The following is an 11,660-nucleotide window of genomic DNA, read 5'->3' as shown; positions in this document are numbered from 1 at the left end:
GTCCGCGGCATGGATGCCGCGGCCAAGCCCCCATGGATGGGTTTACGGCGTCCCCGCAATCCGACACCGCCCCGCCAAACCCACAGATAGTGCAGAGCCGGCTGTTGCTGTTGCTTCGGCTGTTGCTGTTGAGGTTGCCGGCCAGCGGCCGGCACTACCGCGGGTGCCGGGCGCAGCCCGGCCGGACCCCCTACAGCACCTGGTACGCGCGCTCGGCCGCATCGAACACATTGCCCGGCGCGAACTGCTCGCCCAGGTAATGCAGCGCTTGCCGGTGCTGCTGCAACGAGCGCTGCGCCGCGCCGGGGCCCAGCAGCATCTGCTCGAATTCGATCAGATCCTGCAGGATGCGCCAGTGCCGATACCACGCAATCCAGCGCGGATCGCCCAGGTCGCTGCCATAGCCTTCGGCGAAGCCGAGTGGATGCTCGCGCCCCCAGCGACCACCCACTGCGGCGCCGACAAACATCAGGTCGCGCTCGCGCGGGGCCAGTGCCAGTCCGTCCCAGTCAATCAGGTGCAGTACATCATCCTGCCCCATCAGCAGGTTGCCCGCGTGCAGGTCGGTGTGGCACAGGCGCAGCGCCGGTGCCTCACCCTGCAATTGGCGATGCAGCGCTTCGGCACGCTGGTGAAGTTCGGCGATGCGCGGCCGCTGCTGCTGCCACAGCGCCAGGAACGCACTGCCGGATCGATCCTGCGCCTGCGCCAGCGTCGAGGGATCGCGCAACCATGTCCCCACCGTGTCGACCGCTGCGGTTTCAAGCCGCAACGTCGGCAGGGCCTGGCGCAACGCTGGCGGAATCTCGGCCTCATGCAGGCGACGCAGCACTTCGCCCAGCTGGCGCCATTGCGCACGGCTCAGCGGTGCCTCGAAGCCCGACTGCCCTTCGATGTAGGGGAACAGCGTGAACTGCAGGCCCCAGCGCTGCACCGATGCGCCACCGGTCAATGCCGGCCACGGCGCAACAATCTCTTCGATGCCCAAGGTGCCACGCAGCCAATGCAGGCTGTCCCACACCGCGGGTGCCACCTGGAAGTTGCGGCACTTCAACCACCAATGGTCGTGGCGGGCATCGATGCGGAACACGCACGCATTGGCGTCGGCGCCCACCGGACGCGGCACCACCGCCGTCGCGTTGATGTCGTAGGACTGCTGCAGGACTTCAACGATCTGCTGCGCCGAAGCGAATGACATGGATGCAGGCGTGCTTTGGTGACGACACCTACTATCGCAGATGGCCTTGCATCCGCACAGGCAAACTGGTCACAACATCGCTCTCCTGCGACAAAAGAACTAGCCGGCGATGCGTCGCATGACCGCTTCCAACGGACCGCGCGCGAACTGCCACGACCACAACCAGGCCGCCGCGGTCGCCAGCATCACGAACAACAACGCGGCCATCAGCACCCACGACAGGCTGGCACTGCCATCAAGCAGTCCAAGCGATTCCAGCACACCCATGCCGATCAGGATGTGCGCCACGTACAGGCTCAGCGTCATCCGTCCGGCCGCAGTGAACGGTTCCAGCCAATCGCCAGGAYGCAGCCGCACCAGCCACAGGCATGCCGCGATCAGTGCACACGCCGCGCCTGCGCCGGTCAGCAGATAGGCCGGACCGGGCGGCATCGGCTGCGTCGCCAGCCACACCTGCCACGGCGTGCCGTGGCCCCACTGCTGCAACACCTGGCCGGCCCCCATCAGCAGCAGGCCAAGCAGCAGCAAGGCACGCTGCACCCGGGGTTGCGACAGCGGCAGCCGCGCCAGCAGTATGCCCAGCAGGAAAAAGCACAGCCACGGCAACACCGGATGGAAGCCATTGAACAGCAGGTTGCGCATCGCACCCGGCCCTTGCCACAGCCCCTCGTAAGCCAGCGTCTGCCAGTTCCAGCCCTGGCTGTAGTCCCAGCGCAGCAGGGCCCAGAACGCGACCATCGCCAGAGCCACCATGCTGCCCAGCAGAACACGGGGCGACGCGCGCAGCCACAGCACCGCCAGCGCGAAGTACACCGCGTAGTAATGCAGGATATCGGCAGGAAACACGGTCAGGTTGAGCAGGCCGAGCACGGCCAGGAACACGGCCCGCCGCCAGGTCTGCACGCTTGCCTGCCACCACGCCAGTCGCTGCGTGGCCAGCATCAGGCCCACCCCGGCCAGCGTCACGAAGGTCGCCGAAGCCTTGCCTTCCAGCAGGTGGAAGAATCCAGCAAGCCAGCCGCCGCCGTCGGTCTCGACGGCCATCGCCAGGCGGAAGTTGACCAGCACCATGCCGGCCAGAGCGAGGTAGCGCGCCAGGTCCAGCCCATGCAGCCGCCGATCGTCAGTGCTCACGCACGCGCCCCGAGCAGTGCTGCCAGCAGAGCGGGATCAAGCACGTCGATATCGGCATCGCTCGCCTCACCCAATCCCTGCCGCAGCGCAGCGCTCTCGATCGCATCCAGCAGCACCTGCGCCTGCAGCGCGGGCGCCAGCACGGGCCGGCGGCGCTCACGACGTGCGACCTCCTGCAAAGCCTCGGCAAGACCGCGCTGCAACTGCGCGCGGTTGCCAGCGAATGCCGCCGCCACCGCCGGATTGCGCGCGCTCTCGGCCAGCACTTCCACGCTCAACAGCGCCCATTCCGGCTGCCGGCACAGGGTGTGGAAGTCCCGCAGGAACCCCTGCACCTGCGCACGTTCGCCATTGCATCCCGCCAACCGCTGCAGCAACGGCTGCAGTTCGTCCTGTTCGGCCTCGGCCGTCGCCAGGATCAGCGCCTCCTTGCCGGGAAAGTGGTTGTAGAGATTGCCCAGGCTCACCCCGGCCGCCTGAGCGATGTCGCGCATGCTGGTCTGGTGGAAGCCCTTGGACAGAAAGCACTGCAGGGCCGCCTGCAGGATCTGCGAAGCGCGTTGCTCATTGCGGTCGGTGCGGTTCATGCGGCAAACAATGAACGAACGTTCGTCCATTTGAAAGCCGAATCCAAGCCGTCGGCCAGTCACCATTCAGGCCGTCGCGCTTGACCTCAACCGCTGTTGAGGACCGATCCTGCCCCGCCCTGCTGCAACTGCGGACCCTGCATGCACCTAGAAGAACTCGTCCAGCAGGCGGTAGAACGCGAGTCGGCGTTCATCGGCACCGATGCCATAGCGGGCCAGCAAGGGCGCAACCCAGCGGGTGTCGTCATAGTTGTGGACCAGGCTGCGTGCGGCCAACGCCAGGTCCTGGCAACGATCAGCCACACCCAGCCGGCCGCAATCGATGAAACCGCTGAAGCGGCCGTCGACCGCCATCAGATTCGGCAGGCATGCATCGCCGTGCGCTACCACCAGATCCTCATYCGCCGGACACGTTGCGATCAGCTCGGCATGCACCTGCTCGGCGCTCTGGCCCAGGCGCTCATCGTCGAAATCATCCGCATCGATCAACCCTGCGGCAACGCGCGCAGCGACCTCCGGCAGGCGCGATGCAAGACGATGATCGAACGGACAACCGGCAACCGGCAGCGCATGCAGGGCGCGCAGCGCGTCAGCCAGCAGCACGACCACCTGGGCGGGCGCCAGCGTCGGCGACGATGCCAGGTCATGGCCGGGCAACGCGCTCATCAGCAGCCAACGCCGGCCGCCCTCCTCCGCTGTGTCCAACACCGTAGGCACAGGCTGTCCCTGTGCCCGCAGCCAACGCAGACGCAGGATTTCGCCCTCCAGTTCGCTGAAGGCATCGATCACTTCCGATTTCAGGAACGCATCCGGCAACCCTTGACGTCGCACCCGCGCCACATCGGCGCGCGACACGCCGATGCCCTGCATCTCGATATCTGCATCGCGCAGCACGCTGCGCCATTGCGACGGCAAGGGCATTACATCRCCATCGCTCGATCCTGCTTCCATCCCCACCGCTCCGGCCCCGGTCACAGCCTGGATTCTCACCGAAGCGGACACCTGACAGCAAAGGACACTGCATGAAACTCATGGTCATCGGCGCCAGCAAAGGTCTTGGCCGCGCCTTCGTGGAAGGCCTCTGCCGGCCCGGCGATACCGTCATCGGCGTATCGCGCACACGCCCCACGCAGCTGGACTGCAGCGAGGGCGTCGACCTGCACTGGATAGAAGCAGACCTGAGCCAGCCAGCACGGGCCGCCGCCAGCATCGCGGCGCAGGCGCCGCCGGATCTCGATGTGCTCATCCATAACCTTGGCATCTGGGAGGAGACCGCATTCAGTGACGACTACGATTTCCTCAACGAAAGTGACAGCGCGCTGGCGCAGCTGGTGGACGTCAACATCACCGCCACCCTRCTGCTGCTCAAGCAGCTGCTGCCGCGCGTGCTCGGCGGGCGCCGCCCGCAACTTGTGTTGACCGGCTCGACCTCGGCACTGCCACGCAGTGGCCGCCCCGAGGTGGCCTTCGGCGCGTCCAAGTTCGCGCTCAACGGCATTGCCGATGCCCTGCGCGAAGGCTTCCGCCAGCAGCGGCTGGCCGTGACGACGCTGCAGCTGGGCTACCTCAATACCGAAGATGCACTGTCGGTGCCGCTGCAGCAGGCGGCCGCACGCGGCAATGGCGAGTACGTGCCGGTGCACGACGTGGTGTCGATGGTGCGCGCCCTGCTGCAGCTGTCACCGTCCAGCTTCGTGCGCGAGCTGGTGCTRCCCGCGATCGCCGATCCGCGTTACTAGACCAGCGCTCAGCACACACTGGCAGCCCCGGTTTGGCCGTACACGCGGCCGTGGTTTACTCTGCGTCTACTGGCAGTTGGCCGCACACAGGACCGGCTATGGCTATCGATGCGCTATCGAGGCTCTCGACCCGGGTTCTGGACAGCGCCCTGCCCAGCCTGCCGCTGTACCTGCTGCAGGCCACTGCGGTGATCGGCATGATCGGCGTGTTCCTGATCGCCACCCGCCGCGGCGGCCATGCCATGGAAGGACGCCGCGTCTACATCGGCGCGATCCTCGGCCTGATCTACCTGTTCAATTCATGGTTCGTGGCCGGCTACGCGCAGGGCGTGGTCAAACTCAACCTCGGCATCGACATCCTGCTGATCAGCGGTCTGCTGGGCGGCTGGCGCGGCGGCGTGACCTGCCTGCTGGCCAGCCTGCTGGCGCGCTACCAGTTCTCCGGCACGCAGTATTTCCTGCCCGCCAGCCTGGAAGCGGCGCTGCAGGTGCTGGCAGGCATCTGGCTGCGYGGGCGGATATACCCGCGCATGCTCACCCACTTCTCGCTGCGGTTGATCCTGCAGGCCTGGGSGGTGCGCATCGCAGTGACCTTGATCGGGCTGGTGTTGGGCGTGGCGATCATCGGCAGCGCGCAGCTGCCCCTGCTGGAACTGGCCACCCAGCGCGTGCTGGCCCTGCCGGTGTCACTGCTGGTGCTGGTGGCCGTATTCGCGCTGGTCTACAACGATGCGCAGATCGATGCCCAGCGCCAACGCGAACATGCGTGGATGCGCATCGACCCGGTGAGCGGCCTGCCCAACCTGCGCGCCCTCGACGAGCGTCTGCAGCGTCATTGGCGCAGCAGCGACGACCGCGGCAACGCGTGCCTGATCGTGACCGAGATGGGCAACCTGCAGGACCTGCTGCTGCGCTATGGCCCGCTCAATGACAGTGGCCTGTGGAACCCGCACAACGCCGAGGCCGTGCGCCGCACCCTGCTGCATGCGCGACCGACCGATGCGATGGAGATCTATCAGTTCGGTGACAGCGCGCTGGCGATCCTGCTGCTGGATGCTAGCCTTGCCGATCTCCGCGCGGATACCGAACTGCCTGCGTTGGCCGACCGCCTGTCCACGGTGATCGGCGATGACTGGCCGGGCTTCCGCCCGGTGTTCCGCTGCGCGGTGGTCGAGCTGCAGCAGCCCACGCAGGACGACAGCTCCATCCCGTTCCGCGCGGTCACCCTGGCCTTGAACGCGATCGAGTCCGGTGTGGTGTTCTTCGATGATCCGATCCAGCGCGACAGCGAAGTGGATGCCCTGATCGAGACCGCGCTGGACCACTGGCTGCAGCACGCCGATGCACCACTGTACTACCAGCCCAAGTTCCGCCTGCAGGACCGCCACCTGGTCGGCGCCGAGGCGCTGCTGCGGATGCGCGATGGCGATGGCCACCTGATTGCACCGATGCGGGTGGTTTCGCTGCTGCGCCGTCGCGGACGCCTGGCCGAACTGGAATGGGCCACGCTGCAGGCAGCCACCGCCTTCCTTGGCCACTGCAGGGATGATGGGCATACGCTGACGATCGCAGTGAACGTGTCCGCCGAATCGCTGCGCCAACCCGGTTTCGGCGCACGCCTGTGCACCTTGCTGGAGCAGCAGCGCATACCCGGCGCGATGCTGCGGCTGGAGATCGTCGAATGGACCGAAATCGTCGAGCGCGACGTCGTCGATGCCAACGTCGTCGTTCTGCTGGCCGCTGGCATGAGCCTGTCACTGGACGACTTCGGCGCCGGCTATTCGACCCTGATCCTGCTGTCGCAGCTGTCGGTGGCCGAGGTCAAGATCGAGCGGGCATTGATCGCCACGCTCTCCGATGCCAAGTCGCAGTCCATCGTCCGCTTCATCGTGGAAGTAGCCCACCGCTGCGGTGCCATCGTCGTTGCCGAAGGCACCGAGACCCCGGCGCAGGAGCAGCTGCTGCGTGCGCTGGGGGTGGATGTGGGCCAGGGCTATCTGTATGCACGGGCCCTGCCACCGGAGCAGTTCCGGCAGCTGGCCTGAGCGGCCTTCAGGCCAGCCGCATCGACAGCTCCACATCGTCGGCGAAGGGCACGGACAGATAGCCTGCATTGCCCGAGCGCATGCGCTGCTGGTAGCGCGGGCTGTCGTCGGCGTTGTCGGCGATCACCACTGCGCCCGGGCGCAGCCGCTCGTGCAGCAGCTCCAGCACATCGTCGTACAGCACCTTGGCACCATCGAGCAGCACCAGATCGATCGTATCGGGCAGGTCCACCGCCAGGGTCTCCAGTGCGTCGCCCACGCGGATCTCGACCAGATCGTCCAGGCCTGCTTCACGCAGGTGGCCGGCGGCACGGCGCGCCTTCTCCGGTTCGAACTCGGTGGTGATCAGGCGGCCGCCGCCGTTGTCACGCAACGCCGCAGCCAGATGGATGCTGGAGATGCCGAACGACGTACCGAACTCAACGATGCTGCGCGCGCCACTGCTGCGCGCCAGCAGGTACAGCAGGCGGCCGGTTTCCGGCGACACCGGCAGCCACAGGTCCTTCAGCAGCTCGCCATACAGGCGCCGGTATTCGGTGCGGCTGCCCAGCAGGCGCTGCCGTTCTTCGGGGGAGACGGAGGTCAAGGCCGGGCTGAGCGCGCTGTCGGCTTCGGTAAACAGGCGTGCCAGCAGGGGCGCGACCGGGGTTGAGATCAGGGTGGACATGGCGGGTGTTCCTTTCGATGACGGCGTTAGAATGCGAATGATTCGTCGCAATCAAGAATACGGACGATCCCCGGTTCCGCCTATTCGCATTGGAAAAGCCTCATGTCCGAACGTCGTCCGCCGCAGATTTCCTCGAGAAAACAGCCTCGCCAGTCACGATCGAACGACCTGGTCGCGGCCATTCTCGAAGCCGCTGCTCAGGTTCTGAAGCACGAAGGCGCCCCCCGGTTCACCACCGCGCGGGTGGCCGAACGCGCTGGCGTCAGCGTCGGCTCGCTGTACCAGTACTTTCCCAACAAGGCGGCGATCCTGTTCCGCCTGCAGCGCGACGAGTGGCAGCAGACCGGCGCGATGCTGCGCGACATCCTGCAGGACACACGACAACCGCACCTGCAGCGCCTGCGCACGTTGGTGCATGCCTTCATCGTGTCGGAATGCGAAGAAGCGCAGACCCGTGGCGCGTTGAACGATGCCGCGCCGCTGTACCGCGATGCGCCGGAAGCGCAGGAAGCACGCAGCGAGACCGACGAAGCGATGCTCGTGTTCATGGCCGAGCTGCTGCCGCAGGCCTCGGCGGGCACGCGCCAGCTGGCGGTGGATCTGATCGATACCACGCTGGGTGCCACCGGTCGCGAATTTTCCAGTGAACCGCGCACTGCCGCCGAGATGCGCGTCTATGCCGATGCGGTCGCGGATATGTTCTGCGCCTATCTCAGGCAGCTGGGCGCGCACTGACGTGCAGCCGCCGGCTTACACCGCGTAGAAGCCCAGGAACATCGCCACCGCCGACTCGGCCACGCGCGTGCGTTCGGCCTGTCCCAGCGGCGCCTGGCCCATCGTCACCTGCGGCCAGAACGCGAAGCTCTTCACCAGGCCCTGCAGCTGATGGCCGGCGAATTCCGGATCGACCTGGCGCAGCCGCCCATCGGCAATCGCCGCACGGATCCACGCGCTGACGCCGCTCTCCTTCTCGCCCATGCGGCAGACGATCGCCTGCGCACGCTCGGGCGAATGGATGATCTCGGCCATGGCCACCCGTGCYAGGTCGATGAAGTTGGCATCACCCAGCAGGTCCAGCTTCTGCCGCAGCAGCTGCAGCAGTTGCACATCCAGCGGCTGGTCGGCGCGGTACGGCAGCTCGACGCTGGCCACGCTGCTCTGCCACAGCTCTTCCAGGATCAGCGCGAACAGTTCTTCCTTGCTCGGGAAGTGGTTGTAGACGGTGCGCTTGGAGACACCAGCCACCGCCGCGATGCGGTCCATGCTGGTCGCCTCGTAGCCGGCCGAACGGAACTCTTCCACCGCCGCGCGGACGATGGCCTCGCGCTTGCGGTCGGTAAGGCGTTGCGGGGTACGGGGCATGGCGGAACCAGACAGCTGAACGGATGCCACCATTTTACACCCAGCAGTGTACTTTCTGAAATCCGGAAACTACACTGTGCAGTGTACCCTGCGGACGTCACCCATGAAGCGCCTGCTCCTTGTCCTCCTGCTCGGAATCCTCGCCGTGACCGCTTATAYCTTCTGCAAATCCTGGTCCCTCCCCGACTTCCCCGAATCGCCGCAGTACCGCGAAGGCAAGTTCCGCAATGCCCTGCCGAAACCGGCAATGGGCCTGCGTGATGGCCTGGAGATCTGGTGGACCTTCCTGTTCAACAAGCCCAAGGGCACCGTGCCCGACCACCCCATCCCGGTGCAGGCGCTGGACCGCGGCACCCTGGACGCGGCGCCCGACCGCAGCCTGTTCCGGCTGGGGCATTCGACGATCCTGCTGAAGCTGCGCGGCCAGTACTGGCTGACCGATCCGGTGTTCTCCGAACGCGCCTCACCGGTGCAATGGATGGGCCCGGCGCGCTTCCATGCGCCGCCGATCAGCATCGACGAACTGCCGCCGATCGCCGGTGTCATCCTCTCGCACAACCACTACGACCACCTCGACTACGCGGCAGTAATGAAGCTGGCCGGCAAGACCGCGCGCTTCATCGCACCGCTGGGTGTGGGCGACCAGCTGATTGCCTGGGGCGTGGATGCAGCCAAGGTCGAGCAACTGGACTGGTGGCAGTCCACCGAAGCCTCTGGCCTGCGCCTGACCGCAACCCCCGGCCAGCATTTCTCCGGCCGCGGCCTGGGTGACAGCGATCGCAGCCTGTGGGCGTCGTGGGTGATCCAGGACGGCAACTTCCGTATCTTCTTCAGCGGCGACACCGGCTACTTCGACGGCTTCAAGGCCATCGGCGAGMAGTACGGTCCGTTCGACCTGACGATGATCGAAACCGGTGCCTACGATCAACGGTGGGCATTCGTGCACATGCAGCCCGAACAGACCCTGCAGGCGCACCTGGACCTGCGTGGCAAGTGGCTGCTGCCGATCCACAACGGCACCTTCGACCTGGCCCTGCACGAGTGGCAGCAACCGTTCGAACGCATCTGCGCATTGGCTGCCGCAAAGAACGTGCCGGTGGCCACGCCGATGATGGGCGAGGCACTGGACATGCAATCACCGACCGCTGGTACGCGCTGGTGGGAGCGTGTGCAACTGTAACGGCCTGTCGCGCAGCGACCCTCAGCCGGGATGCTGAACCAGCCGTTCCTGTTCCTTCGCCACATTGATCTGCAGCGCCGCAGCAGCGAGCTCCGCCAGCTCGCTGCTGACCTTCTGGCTGCCGCGCGCCTGCATCCACGAAAGAATATCGGCCAGATGCCAGATCGACGCGCTGCCTTCGTGCACCGGTGCCGGAAACGTCTGCGGGTGCGCGAGCAGCAACTTGCGCATGTTCTGTCGTGACATGCCCAGCAGATCAGCGACATCCGTCAGCCCAACCAGATCGGGACTGACTTCGATCAGCTCTGCATCGGGTACGGCTTGTCGTACATCTGCAAGCGCGGAAAGTACGGCCTCCCGGGCGCTGGCCGCCTGACGGCAGAATTCAAGCGCCAACCTGCCCGGCCTGCCAATGCCCAGCAGCGCATCATCACAGCCGGCATCGGCAAGGCGTTGCTCAAGCGAGCCAGCATCGGTACCTGTATCCGGCAGACGGTATTTGAGAATGAAGGTGAATTCCATCATCGATGTGTCCTTGGGAGGATGGCGACTGCGTCATCGCTCACGGCTGCAGTTCTCGACAACGCGACACAAGGCCCGCGCATGGTTCAAGGCATTCCGGGGCGTGCTCCATACGCTCACCACGCAGAATTCCCCGCATCGGCAGTCCTTGTCGTTGTAGGGACAGTACATTCGTCCCCAGGCATGACTGCCGCCGATCCGCAGCCACCATCCACGCGACTCGGCGAAACGGAGGGCAGCTTCAATGTCTTTGTCCGGATGGCGCGAACGGGGCATTCCTTTCCCTCGGAGTCTGGATGCGATCGCAAGGGTTGTCAAGTGACAACCCTTGGTGGTGCGATCAGTCGCTTCGACCCTACAGCCTCTCCGCCATGGGTCCAGAGCCATCCGCGTCAGTGATCCGGCTGCACCTGTTCCTGCAGGTGAACTCCCAACCCTGCCTCACCCTCGGCCAACTCAGGCCGCAGGCTCAGTGCAGGGATCAGATAATCACCACCGTTCTGCCGCCGGTAGGCAATCACCGGATCGCCTGCCAACCCATCCAGCCGCGCGCCCAGCCCCTCCAGCACGCCAGGCAAGGACGCCTCATCGATACGGCTGCTGCGGTAGATCACATGCGCGGGCAGCACGTCAAAGCCGGGATAGAACAGGATGCCGTGCTGGATCGGGAACAGCACATCGTCGATCGGCCCATTGATGCCGCGCGGACCGTAATGCGACTCCCAACCACCGGTGGTGACCACCAGCATCGCGCGCTTGCCGGACATCGCGCCCTCGCCATAGCGGTCGCCCCAATGCCGGTCGGAATGTTCGCCCACGCCATAGGCAAAACCATAGGCATACACGCGATCCACCCAACCCTTCAGGATGGCCGGCATCGAGAACCACCACAGCGGGAACTGCAGGATCACCGCGTCGGCCCAGCGCAGTTTTTCCTGCTCGGCGGCGATGTCGGCGCTCTGCCGGCCCGTCCTGAAGGCGTCGCGCGAATCCAGTGACGCGTGGAACGGCACCGAAGGATCCCGCCCGGGATGATCGTCGGCATCGATCTGCGCCTTCCATTGCATGGCATGCAGGTCGGACACCTGCACGGTGTGGCCGCCGCGTTGCAGGTGCTCGACGGTGAAGGCCTTCAGGGTGCCATTGAGCGAGGTGGGTTCGGGGTGGGCGTAGACAAGCAGAACGTTCATGGTGGTACCAGGGAGGGAATGCCGGCCATGTTGGGC

At 65.8% G+C, this 11,660-nt stretch carries 12 protein-coding genes; 4 read left to right on the top strand and 8 right to left on the bottom strand.

All coding sequences use genetic code 11. The features are described 5' to 3' along the window. Positions 1-190: 190 nt before the first annotated feature. The 4 genes from AC1DJN_RS16545 to AC1DJN_RS16530 form a co-directional block, all read right to left on the bottom strand. Positions 191-1,198 carry a phosphotransferase gene (locus tag AC1DJN_RS16545; protein WP_442252013.1) on the bottom strand — a complete coding sequence of 336 codons (1,008 nt, stop codon included), beginning with the start codon at positions 1,196-1,198 and terminating at the stop codon, positions 191-193. Positions 1,199-1,297: 99 nt separating this feature from the next. After that, complete coding sequence (locus AC1DJN_RS16540; RefSeq protein WP_478039518.1) at positions 1,298-2,332, bottom strand: DUF418 domain-containing protein; 1,035 nt, start codon at positions 2,330-2,332, stop codon at positions 1,298-1,300. Continuing rightward, positions 2,329-2,919 (bottom strand): TetR/AcrR family transcriptional regulator, encoded by a 591-nt coding sequence (locus tag AC1DJN_RS16535; protein ID WP_025874897.1) that lies wholly within the window; start codon positions 2,917-2,919, stop codon positions 2,329-2,331. Before AC1DJN_RS16535 ends, AC1DJN_RS16540 begins: the two co-directional genes overlap by 4 nt. 147 nt (positions 2,920-3,066) lie before the next feature. Next, complete coding sequence (locus AC1DJN_RS16530) at positions 3,067-3,870, bottom strand: APH(3')-II family aminoglycoside O-phosphotransferase (protein ID WP_478039516.1); 804 nt, start codon at positions 3,868-3,870, stop codon at positions 3,067-3,069. Between the two features lie 71 nt (positions 3,871-3,941). Here AC1DJN_RS16530 and AC1DJN_RS16525 point away from each other — a divergent pair, with 71 nt between their 5' ends. Together AC1DJN_RS16525 and AC1DJN_RS16520 are read left to right on the top strand one after the other, a co-directional pair. Beyond that, complete coding sequence (locus AC1DJN_RS16525; RefSeq protein ID WP_134832440.1) at positions 3,942-4,658, top strand: SDR family NAD(P)-dependent oxidoreductase; 717 nt, start codon at positions 3,942-3,944, stop codon at positions 4,656-4,658. Positions 4,659-4,762: 104 nt separating this feature from the next. Further along, positions 4,763-6,703: an EAL domain-containing protein gene (locus AC1DJN_RS16520; protein ID WP_478039520.1), complete on the top strand. Its 1,941-nt coding sequence runs from the start codon at positions 4,763-4,765 to the stop codon at positions 6,701-6,703. A 7-nt stretch (positions 6,704-6,710) separates the two neighbouring features. Here AC1DJN_RS16520 and AC1DJN_RS16515 read toward each other — a convergent pair whose 3' ends face one another. Continuing rightward, the gene (locus tag AC1DJN_RS16515; RefSeq protein WP_032951763.1) at positions 6,711-7,370 is read right to left on the bottom strand and encodes an O-methyltransferase; all 660 of its coding nucleotides are present in this window, start codon (positions 7,368-7,370) and stop codon (positions 6,711-6,713) included. Between the two features lie 102 nt (positions 7,371-7,472). On the opposite strand from AC1DJN_RS16515, the gene AC1DJN_RS16510 reads away from it, so the two are divergent. After that, positions 7,473-8,105, top strand: coding sequence for a TetR/AcrR family transcriptional regulator (locus AC1DJN_RS16510; protein WP_025874904.1), 633 nt, complete (start codon positions 7,473-7,475; stop codon positions 8,103-8,105). 15 nt (positions 8,106-8,120) lie between these two features. On the opposite strand, the gene AC1DJN_RS16505 is transcribed toward AC1DJN_RS16510, so the two are convergent. Continuing rightward, complete coding sequence (locus AC1DJN_RS16505) at positions 8,121-8,732, bottom strand: TetR/AcrR family transcriptional regulator (RefSeq protein ID WP_442252010.1); 612 nt, start codon at positions 8,730-8,732, stop codon at positions 8,121-8,123. A 103-nt stretch (positions 8,733-8,835) separates the two neighbouring features. Here AC1DJN_RS16505 and AC1DJN_RS16500 point away from each other — a divergent pair, with 103 nt between their 5' ends. Next, positions 8,836-9,912: an MBL fold metallo-hydrolase gene (locus AC1DJN_RS16500; protein WP_478039514.1), complete on the top strand. Its 1,077-nt coding sequence runs from the start codon at positions 8,836-8,838 to the stop codon at positions 9,910-9,912. A gap of 21 nt (positions 9,913-9,933) precedes the next feature. On the opposite strand, the gene AC1DJN_RS16495 is transcribed toward AC1DJN_RS16500, so the two are convergent. Both AC1DJN_RS16495 and AC1DJN_RS16490 read right to left on the bottom strand, forming a co-directional pair. After that, a complete protein-coding gene (locus AC1DJN_RS16495) occupies positions 9,934-10,434 on the bottom strand; it encodes a helix-turn-helix transcriptional regulator (RefSeq protein ID WP_025874910.1) in 501 nt (166 codons plus the stop codon). Between the two features lie 392 nt (positions 10,435-10,826). Next, the gene (locus tag AC1DJN_RS16490) at positions 10,827-11,624 is read right to left on the bottom strand and encodes an NAD(P)H-dependent oxidoreductase (RefSeq protein WP_442252008.1); all 798 of its coding nucleotides are present in this window, start codon (positions 11,622-11,624) and stop codon (positions 10,827-10,829) included. Between the last annotated feature and the right edge of the window lie 36 nt (positions 11,625-11,660).

This window comes from Stenotrophomonas sp. 05L414_2 (assembly GCF_056397905.1).
Note: the sequence above shows the minus strand (reverse complement) of the source record. Positions and strands in the feature narration are given on the sequence as shown.

What these genes read in the sequence shown, in the direction of transcription:
- AC1DJN_RS16490 (WP_442252008.1), bottom strand. Translation starts at nt 11,624, where the DNA reads ATGAACGTTCTGCTTGTCTACGCCCACCCCGAACCCACCTCGCTCAAT.
- AC1DJN_RS16515 (WP_032951763.1), bottom strand. Translation starts at nt 7,370, where the DNA reads ATGTCCACCCTGATCTCAACCCCGGTCGCGCCCCTGCTGGCACGCCTG.
- AC1DJN_RS16495 (WP_025874910.1), bottom strand. Translation starts at nt 10,434, where the DNA reads ATGGAATTCACCTTCATTCTCAAATACCGTCTGCCGGATACAGGTACC.
- AC1DJN_RS16510 (WP_025874904.1), top strand. Translation starts at nt 7,473, where the DNA reads ATGTCCGAACGTCGTCCGCCGCAGATTTCCTCGAGAAAACAGCCTCGC.
- AC1DJN_RS16535 (WP_025874897.1), bottom strand. Translation starts at nt 2,919, where the DNA reads ATGAACCGCACCGACCGCAATGAGCAACGCGCTTCGCAGATCCTGCAG.
- AC1DJN_RS16545 (WP_442252013.1), bottom strand. Translation starts at nt 1,198, where the DNA reads ATGTCATTCGCTTCGGCGCAGCAGATCGTTGAAGTCCTGCAGCAGTCC.